We start from the raw sequence: 20,970 nt of genomic DNA, 5'->3' as shown, positions 1-20,970 counted from the left end.
GCAAGTAGATGACGAATTGCGACTATGCGCTAGGTGTATAGCCGCACGTATACACACTGTGTATAGTCGCTCGCATGTCCATCGGGAACACGTTGCTCGGCCTGCTCGAAGCGGGCCCCAAGCACGGTTACGACCTCAAACAGCTCTACGACAAGCAGTTCCGGCAAGACCGTCCACTGCACTACGGGCAGGTCTATTCGACGCTGAACCGGCTCTTGAAGAACGGCCTGGTCGAGGAGAACGGCATCGAAGCGGGCGGCGGACCGGACCGGAAGCGGTACGCGATCACCGAAGCGGGCGTCACCAACGTCGAGGAATGGCTGAAGAGCCCGGAAAGTCCCTCGGTCTACCTGCAGAACACGCTGTACACCAAGGTCGTGCTCGCCCTCCTGTCCGGCCGGGGCGCCCAGGATCTGCTCGACGCCCAGCGGAGCTCCCACCTGCGCACCATGCGCGAGCTCACCGCCCGCAAGACCGACGGCGACCTTGCCGACCAGCTGATCTGCGACCACGCGCTGTTCCACCTGGAAGCGGATCTGCGATGGCTGGAACTCACCGCCGCCCGCCTCGACGACCTCGCGCGCCAGCTGACGCGCTGATCTGGGGACCACACAGTGGAAACACCGTTGTTACACGGGCTCGGCCTGCACAAGGCCTTCGGCCCGAATCAGGCGCTGGCCGGGGCCGGGCTGACGGTCGAAGCCGGTGAGATCGTCGCGATCATGGGCCCATCGGGATCCGGGAAATCAACACTGCTGCACTGCCTGTCCGGCATCCTGCGGCCCGACGGCGGCCAGGTGCTGTTCCGCGGGCGCGATCTCGCGATCATGCCCGACGCCGAACGCAGCGCCTTGCGCCGCACCGAATTCGGTTTCGTCTTCCAGTTCGGGCAGCTCGTCCCGGAGCTGACCTGCCTGGAGAACGTCGCGCTGCCGCTGCGCTTGGGCGGGATGAAACGCCGTCCCGCCGAGCACATCGCGCGCGATTGGCTCGACCGGCTGGAAGTCGGCGACTCGGACGACAGCACTCCCGGCCGGATTTCGGGCGGGGAGAGCCAGCGGGTCGCCATGGCGAGGGCGTTGATCACCGAACCGTCGGTGATCTTCGCCGACGAACCGACCGGCGCGCTGGACTCGCTGAGCGGTGAGCTCGTCATGCGCCTGCTGTCCGAGACGGCGAAACAGACCGACGCCGCCGTCGTCCTGGTCACCCACGAACCGCGGGTGGCCGCCTACTCCGACCGGGAGGTCATCGTGCGAGACGGCCGGACCCGCGAACCGGTGGTCACCCGATGACCGGACGCGAAGATCTGCTGCTCGGGTTCCGGCTGGCCGTCGGGGGCGGCCGGGGCTCGATCATCAGGCTCGTCCTGAGCACCGTCGGCATCGGGCTCGCGGTGGCGATCCTCCTGATCGGCTCCTCCGCGGGCACCGTCAAGGAGAACCGCGACCAGCGGGCGTACGCCGCTTCCCCGCGGAACGAACCGATCCCGGGTGTCACACCGCTGAACTACAGCGCGACCAAGACCGACTTCCGTGGCCAGGCGATCGCGCTCGTCCACCTCCAGCCCACCGGGCCGACCTCGCCGATCCCGCCGGGCGTGGACCGGCTGCCCGCGCCGGGTGAGGTCTTCCTTTCACCGAAACTGGAAGAACTCGTCGCGTCCGACACCAGTGGCCTGCTGCGGCCGCGCCTGCCCGGCAAACCCGTCGGGATCATCGACGCGGCGGCGGTGCTCAATCCGAACGACCTGGTCGCCTACGTCGGCACGGACGAACTGAGCGGTGGCATCGCGACCTACGCGTTCGGTTCCGACTACGGCTACGAAACACCGTTCGAACGGGGAATCCTTTCACTGCTGCTGGTCGGCCTTTTCGTCCTGCTCACGCCGGTGTTCATCTTCGTCGGGACGGTCTCCCGGCTCGGCGGTGCGTCCCGTGACCGGAGGCTCGCCGCATTACGACTGGCAGGCTCGTCCCTCAACCAGCTGCGCCGGATCACCGCGGCGGAATCCCTCGTGGGCGCCGTGGCCGGACTGGTCGCCGGTGGCGCGTCGTTCCTGCTCTTCCGCGGCGCGGTGGCGGACTTCCAGGTGTTCCGTTTCGGGGTGTATCCGAAGGACCTGACGCCGTCGTGGCCGTTGGTGGCGCTGATCGTGCTCGTGATCCCGGCCCTGACCGTCGCGACGGCTGGGGCGGCCCAACGGCACACGGTCGTCGAACCGCTCGGAGTCGTCCGCGAGACCACGCCGCCGCAGCGCCGGTTGTGGTGGCGGCTGCTGCCGGTCGTCGCCGGAATCGCTTTGATAGCCCCGGATCTGGGCGTCGCCAGCGAACTCGGCCGGTTCGCGCTCATCGGCGGCGCCGTCCTGCTGATGCTCGGGATCCCGGCGTTGCTGCCGTGGCTGCTGGACCGCGTCGTCTCCAGGATCAAGGGTGGACCGCCGTCGTTCCAGCTCGCGATCCGCCGTCTGCGGAACGACAGCGGGACCCCGTCGCGGGTGGTCGCGGGTCTCTGTGTGGTGCTCGCCGGGGCGATCGGGTTGCAAAGCCTGTTGACCGGCCAAGCGGTGCTGACGGCCGGTTACGAGGACAGAACCGAAGGCCGGGCCACCGTTCACGCGGACGGCCCGGTGGCCGACCGGGCGGTGGCCGCCGTCCGCGCGGTTCCCGGCGCGGCCGACTTTCAGACCATGCGCTCGATGTTCGTCGACGCGAACAGCGCGCTCGCCTCCTTCGCCGTCGCCGACTGCGCCACGATCGAAGCGGCCACCACCGCGACCGGTTGCCGCGACGGTGACGTGTTCACCGGCACCACGTCCATCCAAAAAGGACAGACGGTGAAACTCGTCGACAACGACAAGCGCGAGCGGCCATGGACCGTTCCGGTCACGCCGCGACCACTCGAGGTGAAACAGTCGGGGCTCGCCGAGCAGCTCGCGGTGCACGTGCTCGCGACACCCGCCGCGGTGGCGGGCGTCGACCTGGCCGCCGCGCCGGTCACGGTGAGCCTGCGCGGGACGACCGGGGATCCGGACTTCGTCGAACTGGTGCGGAACTCGGTGGCGCCGTACAGCGGACAGGTCACCGTGGCGTCCTACAACGGAAAACGGGCCTCCGACGAGGCCCGGATGTTCGACGACGCGCGGAACATCCTGTTCGGCGGCGCCCTGTTGGTCCTGCTGCTGGCCGGGGTGAGCCTGCTGGTGCTCGCCCAGGAACAGGTCCGGGAACGGCGCCGGGCGCTCGGGGCGCTGTCCGCCACCGGTGTCCCGGTGCGCGTGATCGTCCGGTCCCTGTTGTGGCAGAACGGGATTCCGCTGTTGCTGGGCATCGTGGTCGCCACGGCGACCGCGATCGCCCTCGCCGCGCTGGCCAGGCGGCTGTTCTGGGACGGGCTGTACGTCGAGTGGTCCGCGGTGGGGATGCTCATCGCGGCAGCGGTCGCGATGGTGCTGCTGGTGACGGCGTCGACCGTGCCGTCCGTGCGCTCGGCCGCGAAAGCGGAGAACCTGCGCACCGAGTGACCCGTCCGTGAAGGCCCCTTGCCCGGGGCCTTCACGGACCTACAACACGGCGCTGACGTCGCGGGCGGCGGCGCGGAGCCCGTCGTGCGCCGCTCGCGTCGACCGCGGGTCGAGAGCGTTGGCGGCGAGGCGGAAGAGGATCGCCCGCAGGAGAAGCTGGGGCCATTCGGGCAGATGCGCCCAGCGTTCGAGAAGATCGATGGTGGCGCCGCCCCAGGCCAGCGCGTCGACCGCGACGATCGCGGCGCCCCATTCACCTGGCCGGTAATACGGCACGAAATCGACGATGCCCGGGGCCGCGTCGCCGTCGAACAGCACGCCGGCGAGAAGCTCCCCGTGCACGACCTGGTCCGGCAGTTTGACCGGTCTTCGGGAGCCCGCCAGCACCTCGAACCAGCGGCCGCCCTTGTTCTCGTCGAGCGACATGTCCGCCTCGCCCCAGGCGAGTTTGTCGGCCAGCGCCTCGAGATCGGTGCGCCGCCCCAGGAAATCCGGCCGCGGCAACCCGGCCGTCGCCCGATGCAGTTTGACCGCCGCGTGCACGACCTCGTCGTAGCGGTGCTCGGCCGTACCGGACACGAACCGGTTCGCCGACCAGCCGCCGACCACCCACCGGCCGTCGCTGGACCGAACGGGTTTCGCGACCCGCAACCCCGGCTCGTCGATGGCCTCCAGCGCCCGCGCCGTCCACAGCGTCCGCGACTTGTCCACGACGGGCTTGAGCACGAGACCGTTGTAGCGCCAAGCGGTGGTGCCGGGCAGCGGTTCCGCGTCACCGATACGTCCGCCGAACGCCGAACAGACGTGTTCCGGAGGGCTTTCAAGGGTGGCACGCACGGCTCGGGACGTTACCCCGTCTTCCGCGCCACGAACGAGAAGACGCGCTGGTGTTGAGTAGCGATACTCAAGACAGGATCGCTTCTGACCTGCCATTCTTCGACCGTGACCCCCCGAACGGCGCAGCGCCGTCTCACCGACGGGCAGCTCGCCGCCCTCGCACTCGGCTCACTGTGGCTGCTCGGCACCCTGGGCTCGGTCACCGTGGGCCTGCTGCTCCCGCTCGCCGCGTTCCTGCACGCTCCCTGGATCGCGTTGCCGGTGCCGCTCGTGTCGATCGGCATGGTCTACCTCGTCGGATTCGCCGCGCCGGAAGCCTTTCCTGCCGTCGCGAAACCCTGGCCCCGGCTGGCGTGGGCTTTCGCGACCGGGATTTCCGGCGTTTTCGGCGCGATCTTCGTGGTGGAGGTGGCGGAGGCGTTCGATTCCTGGTTCGCGGTGCCGTTCCTCGGGGTGCCGGTGCTGCTCGTCGCGGGGCTGTTCGCGTACGACCTCCGGATCCGGGCCACCGCCGGGATCCTCTTGATCGCGGCGATCGCGGGCGGGATCGCCATCCCCGCGGCCCTGCCCGAAGACACCGCCACCCGGCGGCTGGCCGTGACCGGTGTTCCGCGCGACCGCACCCTCGCGGCCGACCTCGGTCCCCGGCGGCTCCCGACCAAGACGACCGAAGACTCCGGAGCGCTGATCGTCGAGTACGCGCCCCAGCTGTGGATCTCGCCCGTCTGGACCTTCGCGACCGACGCCGTCGAGAGCTGCGAGACGTCGGTGAAGACCGGCTGGCACCTCTCGAACGCGACGTGCACCCAAGTCGGCGACGGCGAATTCCTCCGGCGGAACGCGGACCGGATCGAATTCATCCAGCGGCGCGGCGCGCTGTCGGTGCACGTCGCGGGCAACCACAACTGGAAACCCGAGGAACTGCGCGACTTGGCCGCGAAGACCCATCCACTGACCGACGCCGAGATCATCGCCGCCGTGCCGAAGTCGTCCCGCGGGAACCGGACGGACGTCGTCGCGGGGTTCACGACCTTCGTGCGGGCGATCTTCGCGGGCGGGTCCGGTCCGTGAAAGCCCCCTTGAGGGCCCCAGAGTCCGTGAAGGCCTCCTTCACTACCTTCAGAGTAGGCAAGGAGGCCCTCACGGCACCGCCAAGAAGAGAGCAAGGGACCTTTGCTATCGCCGCACCGTGGGCCAGGGCGCACGAGGGGCCGCCGGTCCGCCAGCCCGTGAAGGTCGCCGTGAAGGCCGCGCGTGCAATGAAAGGCTCCTTCCTTGCGAAATTTGCAAGGAAGGAGCCTTTCATTGCATCAGCGGCGAGAGGTGCGCTCGCCGGACCGAAGAGAGCAAGGGACCTTTGCTATCGCCCGCACCCTGGGCCCAGCGAGAACCCTCAGTAAGTCGGCAGACTCTGGTCGATCTGCCGCGCCCAGGCAAGCACGCCGCCACCGAGGTGGGTCGCGTCCTTGAACCCGGCCTGGTGCAACGCCGCGAGCGCCTCCGCCGAACGCGCGCCCGACTTGCAGTGCAGCACGATCGGCTTGTCCTGCGGCAGTTCCGACAGCGCTTCGCCCGAGAGGATCTTGTCCTTCGGGATGAGCGTCGCACCCTTGATGTTCACGATCTCGTACTCGTGCGGCTCGCGGACGTCGATGAGGGCGAAGTTGTCGCCGTTGTCGAACTTGGCTTTGAGCTCCGCCGGAGTGATCGTGTGCCCCGAAGCGGCCGAAGCGGCTTCGTCGGACACAACGCCACAGAAGGCTTCGTAGTCGATGAGCTCGGTGATCTTCGGGGTCTCCGGATCCTTGCGGATCTTGACCTCGCGGTACTTCATCTCGAGCGCGTCGTAGCTGACGAGCCTGCCCAGCAGCGGCTCACCGATGCCGGTGATCAGCTTGATCGCCTCGTTCACCATGATCGAGCCGATCGACGCGCACAGCACGCCCAGCACCCCGCCCTCGGCGCACGACGGCACCATGCCGGGCGGCGGCGGCTCGGGGTAGAGGTCGCGGTAGTTGAGGCCCTTGCCGTTCGGCGCGTCCTCCCAGAACACGCTCGCCTGCCCCTCGAACCGGTAGATCGAGCCCCACACGTAGGGCTTGCCGGTGAGCACGGCGGCGTCGTTGACCAGGTAGCGCGTCGCGAAGTTGTCGGTGCCGTCGAGGATCAGGTCGTACTGCTCGAACAGCTCCAGCGCGTTGGACGACTCGAGCCGGTCGGTGTGCAGGTGCACCTTGACGAACGGGTTGATCTCGGCGAGCGACTCCTGCGCGGACGCCGCCTTGAGCTTGCCGATGTCGGACTGGCCGTGGATGACCTGGCGGTGCAAGTTCGATTCGTCGACCTCGTCGAAGTCGACGATGCCGAGTGTGCCGACCCCGGCCGCGGCCAGGTACAGCAGCGCCGGGCTGCCGAGGCCGCCGGCACCGATGACCAGCACCTTGGCGTTCTTCAGCCGCTTCTGCCCGGTCATCCCGACGTCCGGGATGATCAGGTGACGGCTGTACCGGGCCACCTCTTCCTTGGTGAGCTCGGCGGCCGGCTCAACGAGCGGCGGCAGCGTGCCTGACATCGGGTCCTCCATCTCGCGTGGATCGCGGTCGCATCCCAGTATCTACAACACCGACAGGCGGAAACGACTTCCCCTGTTTCAGATCCTGGGAAATTCCAGCAGATGGGATGGCGGGGCTAAGGTGTCTGGTTCGGCCAGGAGCCGGGTTTGCAGACCTTGCCGTCCGCGGGCACCTTGCCGCGGTCGCCGCCGGGAAGGTTGTTCAGCTGCGCCACGAAGTCGTTGGAGACGCCGAACGTCTGCTGCATCATCACCGGCGCGATCCCGCCGTTCTCCTTGCAGCCCACGTGTTTTCCGCCCAGGGCATGCCCGACTTCGTGATTGATGGCGTACTGGCGATATCCGGTCATGTCGCTCTCGAAGGCCATCGCCCCCCGCACCCAGCGGGCGAGGTTGATCACCACGCGCTTGTCGAAACTCGCGCGGTAACACGAGGTCTCGTAGGTGATCTGGAACATGCAGACGTCCGCGCGATGCGTCGTGTTCGGTGTGGTCAGACTCACGCGGAAGGTGGGGTTCGGGTAACTCGCGTCCACGCGCTGGAGTGCCTTCTTGCCGTCCCACGTCCAGCTCTTGGGATTGGACAGGGTGCCCTCCACCATCGTGGCGAAACTGTCGTCACCGAGGTAGCTGGTGGGATCGATGCCGTCCTCGACCTCGACGGTGTACGTGTACAGCTGCCCCGTCCCGACCTTCTCTCCCTTGCCCGGCACCACGTGATACGTGCCCTTGCCGGACTCGGTGAAAGGACCGCCCTTGGGCAGATCCGCGGTCGGGATCTTGAGATCGACCGGTTTGGCCGGATTCTCCGGGAGAACGTCGCCGCCCCCGTCGACACCCGCGCCCGGCTCGCCGCCGTTGCCGGCGGAACCGTCGGATCCATCGGCCGAAGCGAGGCTCGCCCCGTCCGTGGGGATCGGCTCGGGCGGGCCGGTGGCGGTGTTGAACACGACCAGCGCGGTGATCACCACGAGGATCGGCAGCGCGTACACGCGCCAGCCGTAGGTCTTGGCGAAGTGGCCGATGCCGCCCTTGCTCTTGCGCGTCTTGGACTTGGCGGCGCCCGGCTCGTGCGGCTTCCACGACGCGCTGAGCGGCTGGGCGCTGGTCCGGCGGCCGCCGGGGCGGTAGCGGTCCTCGTCGAGCCGCTGCGACGGCGGCGGTGTCGGCCGGTACTGGCCGGTGCGCGGCGCGTCGGAGGTCCGCGGCTGGGTACGCGGCGGACGGCGACCGGAGGCGGAGTACTGAGACCGCCGTCCTTCGCCCTGCGCGCCTTGCTTAACCCGGTCCACGGGAACCAGGGTGCCATAACCGAACTGTGATGTTGTGAGCGACCGGCGCTTCGCGCGGCGTGTCCTGCCCACCCGAATGGGCTACCAGGTGCCCGATTCGACCGATTCCCACATGCCCAAAACGGCCTGCGCTACGACATTCGGGCGTTCCATCTGCGCCACGTGGCCGGTTCGGGGGAGAACGAGCAACCGGGCGTGCGGAAGTAGCCGAGCGGTGCGCTCCGCGCGCCGGACGGAGATCACCCGGTCGTGCTGTCCCCAAACTACGAGTGTCGGCGCGGCGACGTTCGGCGCGACGGCCCACAACGACGCGGGACCGCGCGCGGACCACGTCCGGAAGATGCCGAACGTGCTGCGAGCGAGCGCGGGGGCGGCCCAGGCGAAGGCGGCGCGAGCGCTGTGCTCCTCTTCCAGCTCGTCCAGCCTGCTTTCGGCGAAGCGGCCCGGGTCGGCGAAGCAGAGCTTGATGACCTGCATGGCGCGTTCGCGCGGGCCCAGCGCGGCCAGCTGACGGCGCACCCGCGGGCCGATCAGCGGCAGATACGCGAACGCCATCCGCGGATCGGACAACCGCTTCATGCTGGGACGGAGATCCGGCATCGCCGGCGAGATCAGCGTCAGCGTCTTCACCAGTTCCGGATGCCTGGCCGCGACGAGCAGCGCGACCGCTCCCCCCATCGAGTTGCCGAACAGGTGCACCGGCCCGGCGTCGAGGCTCTTGATGTGGCTCGCGACGATCTCGGCGTGCGCGTCGAGGCTGAAGTCGAAAGCGTCGGGCGGCTCCGAGTAGCCGAACCCCGGCAGATCGACCGAAGTACCTGCCGCTTGGGGCGCCAGGAGGGCGGCGAGATCGGTCCAATTCGTGGACGAGCCGCCGAGCCCGTGGACGTAGACCGCCGTCTCGGGACCCCCAGGGGTCCGGCGGATGTGCAATTTCACCCCGCCGACACCTATTGTTTCCCCGGGCCACGGCGGCGGCGCGGGGTCGAGCGACGGCAACGACCTGCGCGACAGCGGTACGTGGGTCAACGACGGGCGGCCCCCGGCGGCACGGGAAACTGGAGAAGACACAGCACCAAGGATGCCCGACCCTTGGCGGTCCGGCTGTACCGGCGAGTAATCTCGAGGTCACTTCACGCGGCGGTGACCCCGCCCGGCGGAGCCCGCTCGACTGCGCTGATGAGTTCTCGGCGGTAAGGATCGCCTTGAACAAGGCTGATGCGTTCGCGGCGGAGACGAGTGCCTCGAACTGGAGGAACGATGACAGAAATGGCGCGACTGCAGGCACGAGGCGTCCGCCTGCCCAGAACGGAACGCCGCGCCCAGCTGCTGGCCGCCGCTCAGCGGGTGTTCGCCGCGAACGGCTACCACGCCGCCGCGATGGACGAGATCGCCGAAGAGGCCGGAGTCAGCAAGCCGGTCCTCTACCAGCACTTCCCCGGCAAGCTCGACCTCTACATCGCGCTGCTGGAGAGCCACGTCGACGAACTGGTGCGGCGGGTCAAGGACGCGCTCGACTCCACGACGGACAACAAGCAGCGCGTGCCGGCGACCGTCGGCGCGTTCTTCGACTTCGTCAACAACGACGCGGGCGCGTTCCGGATGGTCTTCGAGTCCGACCTTCGCGGCGAGCCCGCCGTGCAGGAGGCGGTGGACCGGGCGACGTCGGCCAGCGTCGACGCGATCACCGAGACCATCACCGCCGACGCGGGCCTCGACGAGGACAAGGCACGGCTGCTCGCGGTCGGCCTCGTGGGCCTCTCGCAGGTCAGCGCGCGGTTCTGGCTGGCGCACCACAAGTCGATGAGCCGCGAAGAGGCCGTCGCCCTCACCGCCAACCTCGCCTGGCGAGGGATCGGCGGTGGCTTCCCGCTGCAGCACTGACCCGCAATTCGTCACCTACTTGCGTTCATCTCGATCGCAAGTAGGTGACGAATTGCGTGGGTCACTGGGCCGACGCATTTGCCGAGTCGGCCGATGAGTTCCTTGTCGGCCGCGCAGCCGCGGATAGCGACTGCCACAGGTGGTTCTGCGGGTCGACGAATCCGGGCAGCACGATCTTGCCGCGGCCGGCGCCGGTGAACTCCGCGTCGCTCCCGGCTTCAGTGGTTTCGCCGCCGATGCCGGTAAGCAGGGCCGCGCCGAGGACCACGGCGATCACGCTGGCGCCTCCGGCGAGAGCAAGGGACCTTTGCTCTCGCTTTGGGCCATCCAGCGGCACCGGGCAGAGCCGCGATTCGGCTATGAATCAAGCGACCGCGTCCCGATCCGCGAGGAGTCTCCATGCCCCACATCGCGCTCGACGAGAACCTGCCCGGCATCACCGCCCTGTTCGCCTACCGGCCGGAGACGGCGGCACCGCTCGGGCAACTCGCCGAGGTCCTGCTTCGCGGCCCGAGCAGCCTCAGCGTCGGCGAGCGGGAACTGATCGCCGCGGTCGTCTCGCGCGGCAATGACTGCACGTTCTGCTCACGCAGTCACGGCGCCGTCGCCGCCGAAGCGCTCGAAGGGGGCATGCCGGTTGTCGAAGCGGCTTGGAAGGACATCGACGGCGCACCCGTGTCGGCGAAGGTGCGGTCGCTTCTGCACGTCGCGCTCGCAGTCCGCGAAGGCGGGAAGTCCGTGAGCGAAGAGCTGATCGAGATCGCCCGCGCGGAGGGCGCGACGGACGTCGAAATCCACGACACCGTCCTGATCGCGGCCGCCTTCTGCATGTTCAACCGCTACGTCGACGGGCTGGCCACGATCGCCATCGACGACCAGGACGCCTATCGGGAGGCAGGCGTCCGTCTCCTGGAGAACGGCTACACACGCCTCTGAAAAGAGAGCAAGGGACCTTTGCTCCCGCTTCTCTCAATGTCGAGAGAAGCGAGAGCAAAGGTCCCTTGCTCCCGCTTTCAGACCCTCGCGGCGCGGCGGACGAGTGCCGCGATGCGGTCCGAAACTTCTTGCGTTCGTTCCTGCGGCAGCATGTGCCCGGCGCCCGGGTAACGCACGAATTCAGCCTCCGGCAGCGCGTCGGCGATGACCTTGGCGTGCGGGGGCGGGCAGAGCCTGTCCCGCTCCCCCGTCAGCACGATCACCGGTTTGCCCTGCAGCGCGGAGAGGGTGACCCGGCAGTCGTGCCGGGAGATCGCGTCCTGGAATCCGGCGACGCTCGCCGGATGCGCGCAAAGCAACTGTTCGGCGACCGAGTCCACGTCGGCCCGCTGAGGCCGCCGCCCGAAGACGAGCAGCCGCGCGCCGGGCCGCACCACCGACAGCGGCAGCGGCAAGGCGTCCCGGCGGTTCTTCGCGAGCAGCTTCGCGAGCCTCCGTTCGAACCTCGCCGCGCCGCTGCCCGCGATCCCCGGCAGGCCGAGGGTGATCCGGTCCATCTCACCGGACGATGTGGCGACGAACGCGACCCCTGCGACGCGCCGGTCCACCAGATCGGGATGCCTGCGGGAAAGTTCCATGATCGTCATGCCGCCCATGGAGTGCCCGGCGAGCACGATCGGTCCGTTCGGGACGCGGTCCTCGATCAGTTCGGCGAGGTCGTCGGCGAGGGTCGCGATCGTGGCCGTTCCCGGTTTCGCCGGCGCGGAACCGCCGTGACCGCGCAGGTCGTAGCGCAGGATCCGGACGGAGTCGCCGAGCCGCGACGCCACGCCGTCCCAGGTCCGGTGATCCTGCGTCCAGCCGTGCACGAGTATCAGCGTGAGTTCGGAGTCGGCCGGGCCGCTCATCTCGACGTGCAGCGCGGTGCCGTCGCCGGTCACGAAACGGTGTTCCCGCGACGGGTCCCACGAGACGGCGTCGCGCTGTTTGACGCTCTTCATCGCTTCCCCGGCAGCAGGAAGGACTTGCGCCAGAAGTACATGCCGGGCTTGCCGACCAGACCGGATTCCTGCAGGAACGGCATGATCTTCTCGCCAGCCCACTGGATGCTTTCGCGCCAGTTGGGGTTGTTCAGCGCGGCTTCGACGCCGTCGCGCGGCCGGATACCGACGGCCTTGTAGACGTTCGGGTTGATGAAGGCCCGCGTCACGAAGTACGAAATGACCGCGATGATGAACTGCTGGTAGAGGATTTCCTTCTTCGACAGTTTCGCCATTCCGCGAGTGACCTCTTCGCGGGCGAAGGTGACATGCCGGGCTTCCTCGAGCACGTGGATCCGGTTCACCATGCGCACCAGCGGCTGGATGTCCGGATCGTTCATCTGCTCGCGCTGAAGCCGATCGAGGACCTCTTCGGCGACGAGGATCGCGCCGTACCGCGCGGGGCCGTAGCTGATCGACGGCATCAGTTTCGCCAGCCGCCGCAGCCACGGCACCGGCCCGTAGGACGGGCAGCCGATCCGCGAGGCCATCCGCGCGAACATCGTCGAGTGACGGCATTCGTCCGCGATCTCGGTCAGCGCGTACTGGGCGTGCGAGCTGGTGGGGTCTTCCTCGTAGACCTCCTTGAGCAGCATCTGCATCAGGAGGATTTCGAACCACAGTCCTGTCGTGGCGACGCTCGCGACCTCGTGCTTGCCGAGTTCGATGCGCTGCTCTTCCGACAGCGAGTCCCACAGCTCGGTGCCGTAGAGCGAAGAGCGATGTGCCGGGATGTAGCGCTTCCCGTCCACGAGCGGAGCGTTCCAGTCGATGTCGACGTCGGGGTCGTAGAACTTGTTTGCGGAGGACTTGAGCAGCCGCTCGGCTGTCTTCTCCCGGTCTGTTTCCTTCAGCGCCCGCGTCATTGCCGACACACCCCTATCTGTAACTCGCGGTAACAGTTACCTCTGGTAGCATGACTTGGGTGATCGAACGTGTCAAGCGCAACAGCAAGCAGTCGAGCAAGCACCCCACCGCGGGTGAGGCCGACACGGGCGACGCCCGCCGCGACCGCTGGCGCAAACACCGGATCGCGCGCCGCGCGGAGTTCGTCGAAGCGGCCCTCCGGGCGCTCGACGCGCACGGGCCGGACCTCGGCATGGAAGACGTCGCCGCCGAAGCGGGCGTCACGAAACCCGTGCTGTACCGGCACTTCGACGACAAGGCGGATCTGTACGTCGCACTCGGGCAGCGCGGCACGGAGATCCTCTTCCAGCGGCTGATCCCGGCCATCAACTCCGAACTCGCCCCGATCCCCCGGATCCGGATGGCGCTCGACGCGTTCTTCAGCGTCATCGAGGAGCACCCGAACCTGTACCGCCTGCTCGCACGCGGCGGCCTCCAGGAGAAGGTGGTCGTCAAATCCGACGTCGTCGCCGAGGACAAGGAACTGATCGCCACCGCGCTCACCGCGCTGCTCGGCGACTACATGCGGATGTTCAACATGGACTCCGGCGCCGCCGAACCGTGGGCGCACGGCATCGTCGGCATGGTGCAGAGCACCGGCGAATGGTGGCTGGACCGGCGCTCGATGGGCCGCGACAGCGTCGTCGAATACCTGACACAGATCATCTGGGCCGCGATCGACGGCCTCTCCCGGCAGCAGGGCATCGTCATCGATCCCACTCTGCCGCTCGAAGAGAACAAGGTCATCCAAATGCGGAAGACCCAGGAAAAGCAGGCGGAGGGGCAATGAGCGAGCACGACGAAGACGGCTACGCCGGCGAAGCGGTCCTCGTGATCGACGGAACCGAGATCGCCGCGACGGTCGACCTGCGGGGCTACTTCCAGCCCATCGACGGGTACTACCGCTGGTACGGCCGCGTGGCCACCAACGAGCAGGTGTCCGCGGCCGCCGGCGGCAAGAAGACCGCCGTCGAGATCCGCGCGGGCGAGTACAGCGCGAAGGGCGAACTCTCCGACCCGGACCCGTGGGACCGCTACCGCATCATGGGCACCAGCACGCCGCCCTTCCACGTGCCGACCTCACTGGAAGAACTGAACGAACTCAACGCCTGACCGCTGAGGCAGAAGTACATGAAGGCCCCCTTCCTTGCGCTAGACGCAAGGAAGGGGGGCCTTCATGTACTTGGGGACCAGCCTGCGGGGTGAGCGGCGTTAAGCCGCCGGTTCATGAGCGGCCGAAGGCTGACGATGTAGGAATCGGGACGTTCAGTGTCCCGATCCCTACATCGTCACGAGGTCGCGACCACCGCACCACCGCAGCAGCCCAACCCGCGCTTCAAGAGAACGTCAGCCCTGTCGTTGAGCGGGCACCCGAGTACGCGGCACCAGGTTCGGCCAGCTCGACAGCTTGTTCATCGCCCATTCCAGCGGCCCGCGCCCGACGAACCTCCGCCACAGCACGGCCGCGGTCAGCGCGACCACCGAGAACTCGACGAAGTGCAGCACGCTGAAGATCGAATCGCCGTCGCTCTCGTCCCACAGCAGCGCGATCGCCACGAAATGCAGCACGTACGCGCTCAGCACCCGCCCGCCCAGATCCGAAAGCGGCCGCAGCACGCGCTCGAACTTCGGCATCAGCAGCTGGCAGCCGCCGATCACCGCCGCCGCGATCCCGATCGAGATCAGCAGGTCGAACGGCGTGTACGAAGTGCCTGTCGGCAGCAGTTCCCAGGCCCAGCTGGTGGTCGGCGGTGTGCCGTGGATCCAGGTCTGGTGGAGCCGGAGGAATTCCGGCGGCGTCATCCCCATCTGCGCGGCGGCCGGTTCCAGTGAGCGGTAGACGGCCTGCATGCCGCCGAGCGGCCCGGTCGCGAGCCAGGACACGAGGTAGCCGCCGACCGCGAGCGCCGATCCGCCGAAGAACAGCCGACGGCACACGCTGCGCGACGTCAGATCCATCCGCCCGAGCGACATCCCCGCGAACACGTACGCCATCAGCGTCAATGCGGGGAAGGTCCCGGTCAGGACGAGAACGGCCGCGGCTTTCAGCAGCCCGGTCGAGGTGACATCGTCCGCGGTCAGGTCCGGCGCGAAGAAGAGCAGGTCGCGAGGAAGCAGTTGCGCTCTGATCAGATGTGAGAGCAGCGGGCCCGCCACGGCGACGACGACCGCCGCGATCGCCAGCGCCTTCGCACCCGCGCGCAGCCATGGGATCGCGAAGAGGAAACAGGCCCCGTAGTAGGCCAGGATCACCATGTAGCCGGTCTCAAGGCTGGTCAGCCACAGTCCCAGAGCCACCAGCAGCGGTGCCCGGGTCGCCAGCTTGAGCGCGACGCGCGTCCGGTCGCGGCCCAGTTTCGGGCGGCGTCCACCGGACATCAGCGCGATGGAGACTCCGGCCAGTACCGCGAACAACGCCGCGGAGTGGCCTTCGAACGGTTTGAACAGCAGCCCGACGCCGCCTTTGGCGGGATCGGGGCCGACATGCACCGCGTACATGCCGAGAACGGCCAGGCCGCGGGCGACGTCGATGCCGGTCAGCCGCCCAGCGGCCCGCTTGCCTTGTTCGGGAACTGTACGCACGCCGTCGACCAGCGCGCGGTCCATCACAGTGACGCCGTCCACCTCATTTCTCGGCTAGCCCCCTGCCGTCCCCGCCTTAGCGTGACGATCAAATCTGAGAGCTGGCTGAGACGCGGCGGTGACGCCACTGTGACATCCGACTACAACCCGATCGGGTTAGCCACCAACAGCGAAGCCGACCTTGCGAACGTCTGACGGCGCGATCTCGACGTAGGCGATCCGGTCGGTGGGCACGATGTACTTACGGCCCTTCTCGTCGTCGAGGCGTAAGATCCCGTCGCCGGCCCTCAAGGCGTTCGCGACCAGTTCCTCGACCTCGTCGGGCGACTGGCTGCTGGACACCACGAGCTCTCGCGGCGTGTCCTTGATGCCGATCTTGACCTCCACGTGGGACCTCCGCTTGAAAGTTCGAAACTACTGGCCCGCCAAGGCTAGCCGAAGAGACGTCAGCCGAGCCCCAGCACCTGCATGCGTTTGGTATGCCCCTGCTGCAACCGGCGGAACAGCGCGGCGATTCCCGAAAGGTCGCCGGAGCCCTCGACGATGAGCTCGGCGGGCCCGTCCCGCTCGGCGACGACGTACTGGGCCTGCGTCAACGCCTCGCCCAGCAGGCGACGGCCCCACAGCGCCAGCTTGTCCCGCGCCTTCGGGTCGGCCTCGATCCCGGCCGCGACTTCGCGTTCGGCGAACGCGGAATGCCCCGTGTCGGCGAGCACGGTGAGCACCAGATCCTTGGTTTCGGGGTCGAGCCAGCTGGCCATCTCGCGGTAGAGGTCCGCCGCGAGCCCGTCTCCGACGTAGGCCTTCACCAGGGACTCGAGCCAGGAACGCGGCGCGGTGGAGGCGTGCCAGGCGTCGATGTGCCCGACGAAGGGCCTCATGGCGTCTTCGATCGCGACGCCGTACCCCGCGAGGTGCTTGGTGAGCAGGTCGTAGTGCCCGATCTCGGCGGCCGCCATGGACGCCAGCGCGGCGCGGCCGGACAGCGTCGGCGCGGTGCGCGCGTCCTCGGCCAGGCGATCGAATGCGGACAATTCCCCGTAGGCGAGTACGCCGAGCAAATCGACTACGCCCTCGCTGATCTGCTTTGCCTCCGTCACGGCGGAAAGGGTATCGCCGAACACACCCGCCCGGACGGGAAGAGACCGATCCCACCTCCGGGCGCGGCGGGGGCTTCGGCCGGAAAGAGAGCCTTCCCACGTCCGGGCGCGGCGGGGACTATCAGAAAACCGCAGATCAGGTAGACTGACGGCCGGATACGACGGATCATCCGTCCCGGATCGGGACGCCGCTGCGGCTGAAGGACAGCCGGTGCGGCCCCGATCAGCGCAAGAATGATGTGCGTGCACGCCATCCTGCGGCATTCCCACGAAGGGCCGCTTCAGCGCCAGTAGCGCGGAGCCCGAGCGAATTTTCGTGGTCGAGTGTCGATCGGTGACCAGGGCAGTGCGCGCTGGTCACGAGAGAGGCGAGCACCCTGACCACGAACGAAAACACGCCCGAAGACAACCCCACCGGCGTTCCGGAGGCCGTCGCGCTGGAGCACAGCGAGTCAGGCCCGGCGGCGCTCGACGTGTCGCACCCGCTGCAGGCGGGCGCACCGGTGGAACCCGAAGCCCCCTCCTTCGCTTCCTTCGGCGTCAAGCCGGAGATCGTGAAGGCGCTCAGCGAGGCCGGGATCGAGCGCACCTTCGCCATCCAGGCGCTGACGCTGCCGCTGGCCATGGCCGGCGACGACCTGATCGGCCAGGCCCGCACGGGCATGGGCAAGACGCTGGGCTTCGGTGTCCCGCTGCTGCACCGCGTCGAGGTCCCCGGCGACGGCACCCCGCAGGTGCTGGTCGTCGTGCCGACCCGTGAGCTGTGCATCCAGGTCGCGAACGACCTCAAGGGCGCGGGCAAGCACCTCGGCATCCGCACACTGGCCATCTACGGTGGCCGCCCCTACGAGCCGCAGATCGCGGCGCTCCGCAGCGGCGTCGACGTCGTCATCGGCACCCCGGGCCGCCTGCTGGACCTGGCCGAGCAGAAGCACCTGGTGCTGGGCAAGGTCCGCGGTCTGGTGCTGGACGAGGCCGACGAGATGCTCGACCTGGGCTTCCTGCCCGACATCGAGCGCATCCTGCGGATGGTCCCGGACAAGCGCCAGACGATGCTGTTCTCGGCGACCATGCCGGGCCCGATCATCACGCTGGCCCGCACGTTCCTCACGCAGCCGACGCACATCCGCGCCGAGGAGAACGACGCCGGCGCCATCCACGAGCGCACCACCCAGTTCGTCTACCGGGCGCACTCGATGGACAAGCCCGAGCTGATCGCCCGCGCGCTGCAGGCCGAAGGCCGTGGCCTGACGATGATCTTCACCCGCACCAAGCGCACCGCGGAGAAGGTCGCCGACGAGCTCGTCGAGCGCGGCTTCGCGGCCGCCGCCGTGCACGGTGACCTTGGCCAGGGCGCCCGCGAGCAGGCGCTGCGCGCGTTCCGCGCCGGCAAGGTCGACGTGCTGGTCGCCACCGATGTCGCCGCCCGCGGCATCGACATCGACGACGTCACGCACGTGATCAACTACCAGACGCCGGAGGACGAGAAGACCTACGTCCACCGGATCGGCCGCACCGGCCGCGCCGGGCGCACCGGTGTCGCGATCACCCTCGTCGACTGGGACGAGACGCCGCGCTGGAAGATGATCTCGGACATCCTCGGGCTCGACATGCCCGAGCCCGCCGAGACGTACTCGTCGTCGAAGCACCTGTTCAGCGACCTGGGCATCCCCGAGGGCACCACCGGGCGCCTCCCGCTGTCGAAGCGGACCCGCGCCGGTCTTTCGGCCGAGGTCGAAGAAGACCTGGGCGGCAAGCGCCGCGGCCGTGGCCAGGGACAGAGCCAGGGCCCGAAGGACGAAGAAGAAGCGCCCCGCAAGCGCAACCGCACACCGCGCAAGCGGACCCGTGGCGGCGCGAACGCGGCCGCCAAGATCGAGGCCGCGGACGCCGCGGACGCTACGGCGGAAGGCACCGAGGGCGAAGCGTCGTCCGAGGGCCGCACGCGGGCCCGTCGCCGCAGCCGCGGCGCCGCGAAGCCGAGCCCGGAGGTCAGCGGCCCGGCGGTCGAGAAGGAGACAGGCGACAGCGCCGAGCGTCCGGCTCGCCGACGCCGCCGTCGCCGTCCCTCGGCGACTTCTGATACACCTGCGTCGGCAGACTGAGAGCTTCAGACCTCGACGTGGGGAGCTAGGGGCACGTGAGCGAACGCTGGGACGCCGCGCCGGACGACGAACCGGCGCGGCCCGTGCCCGCCGATCCCGAACCGCCGTCGAGCGGTGCCGAACCGCAGACGGCCGAAAACGCGATCGGCACGGAAGACGTGCTGGACGCCGAACCCGCCGCGGCGGTGGCCACCGAGCCACCGCTGGGCGGGAAACGCGCCCGGCGCTCGCCGTGGAACCGCACGAGGGATCGTGTGTTCGCCGCGGCGATCGTGGTGGTCGTCGCCGTCACCGGCGTCGTCATCGGCGTGAACAGCGACAACGCGGCGACCGTCGCGCAGGTCGCCAACACCATGCCGCCAGGACTCCCGCCCGCGCCGGCGGAGATGCCCGGCTCGCTGACCGAACTGTGGCAGGCACCGAGTTCGTCGACACCCGTCCCGATCGGCGAGGCCAACAGCGTCGTCACCGCGGACAAGGGCGAGGTACTCGGCCGGGATCCGCACACCGGCGACGTCCGGTGGCGCTATTCCCGCGATCTCGAACTGTGCACGGTCGCGCTCGCCGGGATCAAGGTGGACGCGGTGTACCGCAAGGACACCGGCTGTAGCGAGGTCACCCAGCTCGACGCCGGCACCGGACGCCGCACGGCGCAGCGCAACGGCGACGCCGAACTCGGGACCCGGCTGGTGGTCGACGGATCGCACGTCACCACGACCGGCAAGAAACTGCTGAACACCTGGCGCGACGACCTGGTCAAGAGCATGGAGTACGGCCAGGTCCCCGCCATCGTGAACCCGAACAAGCAGCCGAGGACCGGCTGCACCTACGGCACGGTGGCCGCCGCGGCGGGCAAGATCGGTGTGATCGAACGCTGCCCCGGCGACCCGGCCGACCGCTTCACCGTCTACCGCGCGACCAACGACGAAGCCGACGACCCGAAGGTCGACTACAGCACCGTGCTCGCCGGCAAGAACGCGAAGGTCGTCGCGATGTCCGGCGATCTGGCGCTGATCGTGCTGCCCGAACAGAAACTGCTGGTCATCTACGGCGGCGACGGCCTCCAGAAGTCGGCGTACCCGCTCGATGTGCCCGACGCGGACATCACGCAGGACCCGGTGGGCGGCGTCATGACGACCGCGTGGACCGCGCAGGGCGTCTACTGGTTCACCGGCTCGAAGACCATGGCGTTCTCGCGCGACGACCTCACGCCACGCTGGACGCTGAACAACTCCGCCGGCCCCGGCGTGACCTTCGGGGAACAGCTGGTCGTGCCCATCCAGGGCGGGCTCGCCGTGCTCGACGAGACGACCGGCGCCACCATCCGCACCGTCGGCGTCGACAGGCGTGGCTACACCGGCCCGGTGGTGCTCTCGTCGGTCGGTCCGGTGCTGCTGGAGCAACGCGGTCCGACCCTGGTCGCGCTCAAGTGACCGGCTGGCGATAGCAAAGGTCCCTTGCTACCGCCGGCCGTCAGCGCGTCGTCGTGGACTTGGTGCGCAGCCGGCCGATTTCCTTCCAGCACCAATTACCGCCCTCGGCGGCGAGCGTGCCGGCGGCGGTGCGGGATCGCCCTTCGACGCTCAGCGTGACAGCCACCGTGTACTTGGTTTCGGAGACCTTCGTGATCTCGCCGAGCGAAGCGTTCGAAACGTCGGCGACTCGATCGATGGCCTGCTCGACGTCCTGTTCCGCGTTCGCGCACTTGAGCGCCGTCAACGCGGCCTTGTCGTGGGCGTTGATACCGTCGACGATCGCGCGCGCGGTCCCTTCGGGGCCGGACGGCTTGTCGGCCTTGTCGTCACCGAGGAAGAACCCGGGAGCGACGAACCCGGTGATACCCAGCGTGAGCACCACCACGGCAGCGGCGGCGATGCCCACCAGGAGGCCGGTCTTGTTGTTCTTCGGCGGCGCGGGCGGCCCGCCGAAACCCTGTCCGTACTGCTGGTTCTGTCCGTACTGCTGCTGGCCGTAGCCGGGGTACTGCTGCTGCGGGTACGCGCCGCTCTGGTCGTAACCACCCTGCGGGTACTGCTGCTCCGGGTAGTGCTGTCCCGGGTGCTGCTGCCCTGGGTACTGCTGCTGTCCGCCGGGGCCCTGGTCGGGCTGTCCTGGCTGGGGTGGGTAGGTCATCGACGGTGCCCTTCGTCCTCGCTGCGGGCAGCGTGTTCATCTACGACGTGCCCAGT

21 protein-coding genes are annotated in these 20,970 nt (G+C 68.6%); 10 read left to right on the top strand and 11 right to left on the bottom strand.

The window, feature by feature from the left end; translation table 11 throughout:
* The first annotated feature begins 74 nt into the window (after window positions 1-74).
* From DL990_RS09320 to DL990_RS09310, 3 genes are read left to right on the top strand one after another with little or no spacing between them, the layout of a single operon-like run.
* Entirely contained in the window at window positions 75-599 is a 525-nt protein-coding gene (locus tag DL990_RS09320; protein ID WP_125780994.1) for a PadR family transcriptional regulator, read from the top strand.
* Window positions 600-614: 15 nt separating this feature from the next.
* Window positions 615-1,295, top strand: a complete 681-nt coding sequence (locus tag DL990_RS09315; RefSeq protein WP_125798388.1) for an ABC transporter ATP-binding protein — start codon at window positions 615-617, stop codon at window positions 1,293-1,295.
* Complete coding sequence (locus tag DL990_RS09310) at window positions 1,292-3,526, top strand: FtsX-like permease family protein (protein WP_125798387.1); 2,235 nt, start codon at window positions 1,292-1,294, stop codon at window positions 3,524-3,526. The genes DL990_RS09315 and DL990_RS09310 overlap by 4 nt, the downstream gene beginning before the upstream one ends.
* 39 nt (window positions 3,527-3,565) lie before the next feature.
* On the opposite strand, the gene DL990_RS09305 is transcribed toward DL990_RS09310, so the two are convergent.
* Complete coding sequence (locus DL990_RS09305) at window positions 3,566-4,363, bottom strand: TIGR02569 family protein (RefSeq protein ID WP_125798386.1); 798 nt, start codon at window positions 4,361-4,363, stop codon at window positions 3,566-3,568.
* A 105-nt stretch (window positions 4,364-4,468) separates the two neighbouring features.
* Here DL990_RS09305 and DL990_RS09300 point away from each other — a divergent pair, with 105 nt between their 5' ends.
* Complete coding sequence (locus tag DL990_RS09300; protein ID WP_125798385.1) at window positions 4,469-5,434, top strand: hypothetical protein; 966 nt, start codon at window positions 4,469-4,471, stop codon at window positions 5,432-5,434.
* A 322-nt stretch (window positions 5,435-5,756) separates the two neighbouring features.
* Here the strand turns inward: DL990_RS09300 and moeZ are convergent, their stop codons facing one another.
* The 3 genes from moeZ to DL990_RS09285 form a co-directional block, all read right to left on the bottom strand.
* Window positions 5,757-6,935, bottom strand: a complete 1,179-nt coding sequence (gene moeZ, locus DL990_RS09295; RefSeq protein WP_125780984.1) for an adenylyltransferase/sulfurtransferase MoeZ — start codon at window positions 6,933-6,935, stop codon at window positions 5,757-5,759.
* Window positions 6,936-7,051: 116 nt separating this feature from the next.
* Window positions 7,052-8,227, bottom strand: a complete 1,176-nt coding sequence (locus tag DL990_RS09290; RefSeq protein ID WP_125780982.1) for a DUF3152 domain-containing protein — start codon at window positions 8,225-8,227, stop codon at window positions 7,052-7,054.
* Window positions 8,228-8,308: 81 nt separating this feature from the next.
* Window positions 8,309-9,166: an alpha/beta fold hydrolase gene (locus tag DL990_RS09285; RefSeq protein ID WP_199746271.1), complete on the bottom strand. Its 858-nt coding sequence runs from the start codon at window positions 9,164-9,166 to the stop codon at window positions 8,309-8,311.
* A gap of 321 nt (window positions 9,167-9,487) precedes the next feature.
* Here DL990_RS09285 and DL990_RS09280 point away from each other — a divergent pair, with 321 nt between their 5' ends.
* The gene (locus DL990_RS09280) at window positions 9,488-10,111 is read left to right on the top strand and encodes a TetR/AcrR family transcriptional regulator (protein WP_039922912.1); all 624 of its coding nucleotides are present in this window, start codon (window positions 9,488-9,490) and stop codon (window positions 10,109-10,111) included.
* A gap of 61 nt (window positions 10,112-10,172) precedes the next feature.
* Here DL990_RS09280 and DL990_RS09275 read toward each other — a convergent pair whose 3' ends face one another.
* Entirely contained in the window at window positions 10,173-10,388 is a 216-nt protein-coding gene (locus tag DL990_RS09275) for a hypothetical protein (protein WP_233620425.1), read from the bottom strand.
* A 122-nt stretch (window positions 10,389-10,510) separates the two neighbouring features.
* Between DL990_RS09275 and DL990_RS09270 the strand changes: the two genes are divergently transcribed.
* A complete protein-coding gene (locus DL990_RS09270) occupies window positions 10,511-11,047 on the top strand; it encodes a carboxymuconolactone decarboxylase family protein (RefSeq protein WP_125780980.1) in 537 nt (178 codons plus the stop codon).
* Between the two features lie 77 nt (window positions 11,048-11,124).
* Here DL990_RS09270 and DL990_RS09265 read toward each other — a convergent pair whose 3' ends face one another.
* Together DL990_RS09265 and DL990_RS09260 are read right to left on the bottom strand one after the other, a co-directional pair.
* Window positions 11,125-12,048 (bottom strand): alpha/beta fold hydrolase, encoded by a 924-nt coding sequence (locus tag DL990_RS09265; protein WP_125798384.1) that lies wholly within the window; start codon window positions 12,046-12,048, stop codon window positions 11,125-11,127.
* A complete protein-coding gene (locus tag DL990_RS09260) occupies window positions 12,045-12,953 on the bottom strand; it encodes a diiron oxygenase (RefSeq protein ID WP_199746270.1) in 909 nt (302 codons plus the stop codon). Before DL990_RS09260 ends, DL990_RS09265 begins: the two co-directional genes overlap by 4 nt.
* 50 nt (window positions 12,954-13,003) lie before the next feature.
* Here DL990_RS09260 and DL990_RS09255 point away from each other — a divergent pair, with 50 nt between their 5' ends.
* Entirely contained in the window at window positions 13,004-13,783 is a 780-nt protein-coding gene (locus DL990_RS09255; protein WP_125780974.1) for a TetR/AcrR family transcriptional regulator, read from the top strand.
* A complete protein-coding gene (locus DL990_RS09250) occupies window positions 13,780-14,106 on the top strand; it encodes a DUF4873 domain-containing protein (RefSeq protein ID WP_005167612.1) in 327 nt (108 codons plus the stop codon). The genes DL990_RS09255 and DL990_RS09250 overlap by 4 nt, the downstream gene beginning before the upstream one ends.
* A gap of 234 nt (window positions 14,107-14,340) precedes the next feature.
* Here the strand turns inward: DL990_RS09250 and DL990_RS09245 are convergent, their stop codons facing one another.
* The 3 genes from DL990_RS09245 to DL990_RS09235 form a co-directional block, all read right to left on the bottom strand.
* Complete coding sequence (locus tag DL990_RS09245) at window positions 14,341-15,618, bottom strand: heparan-alpha-glucosaminide N-acetyltransferase domain-containing protein (RefSeq protein WP_125798383.1); 1,278 nt, start codon at window positions 15,616-15,618, stop codon at window positions 14,341-14,343.
* Between the two features lie 114 nt (window positions 15,619-15,732).
* Complete coding sequence (locus tag DL990_RS09240; protein WP_125798382.1) at window positions 15,733-15,963, bottom strand: DUF3107 domain-containing protein; 231 nt, start codon at window positions 15,961-15,963, stop codon at window positions 15,733-15,735.
* Between the two features lie 59 nt (window positions 15,964-16,022).
* The gene (locus DL990_RS09235) at window positions 16,023-16,676 is read right to left on the bottom strand and encodes a ferritin-like fold-containing protein (protein ID WP_125798381.1); all 654 of its coding nucleotides are present in this window, start codon (window positions 16,674-16,676) and stop codon (window positions 16,023-16,025) included.
* Window positions 16,677-17,179: 503 nt separating this feature from the next.
* Between DL990_RS09235 and DL990_RS09230 the strand changes: the two genes are divergently transcribed.
* Together DL990_RS09230 and DL990_RS09225 are read left to right on the top strand one after the other, a co-directional pair.
* On the top strand, window positions 17,180-18,781 hold the full coding sequence (locus DL990_RS09230) for a DEAD/DEAH box helicase (RefSeq protein ID WP_125798488.1): 1,602 nt from the start codon (window positions 17,180-17,182) through the stop codon (window positions 18,779-18,781).
* Between the two features lie 35 nt (window positions 18,782-18,816).
* The gene (locus DL990_RS09225) at window positions 18,817-20,214 is read left to right on the top strand and encodes a hypothetical protein (protein ID WP_125798380.1); all 1,398 of its coding nucleotides are present in this window, start codon (window positions 18,817-18,819) and stop codon (window positions 20,212-20,214) included.
* 40 nt (window positions 20,215-20,254) lie between these two features.
* Here DL990_RS09225 and DL990_RS09220 read toward each other — a convergent pair whose 3' ends face one another.
* Window positions 20,255-20,914: a hypothetical protein gene (locus tag DL990_RS09220; protein ID WP_125780966.1), complete on the bottom strand. Its 660-nt coding sequence runs from the start codon at window positions 20,912-20,914 to the stop codon at window positions 20,255-20,257.
* Between the last annotated feature and the right edge of the window lie 56 nt (window positions 20,915-20,970).

Source organism: Amycolatopsis sp. WAC 01416, from assembly GCF_003947485.1.
GTDB lineage: Bacteria > Actinomycetota > Actinomycetes > Mycobacteriales > Pseudonocardiaceae > Amycolatopsis.
The sequence above is the reverse complement of the archived record's forward strand: the minus strand, read 5'-3'. Positions and strand labels throughout refer to the sequence as shown.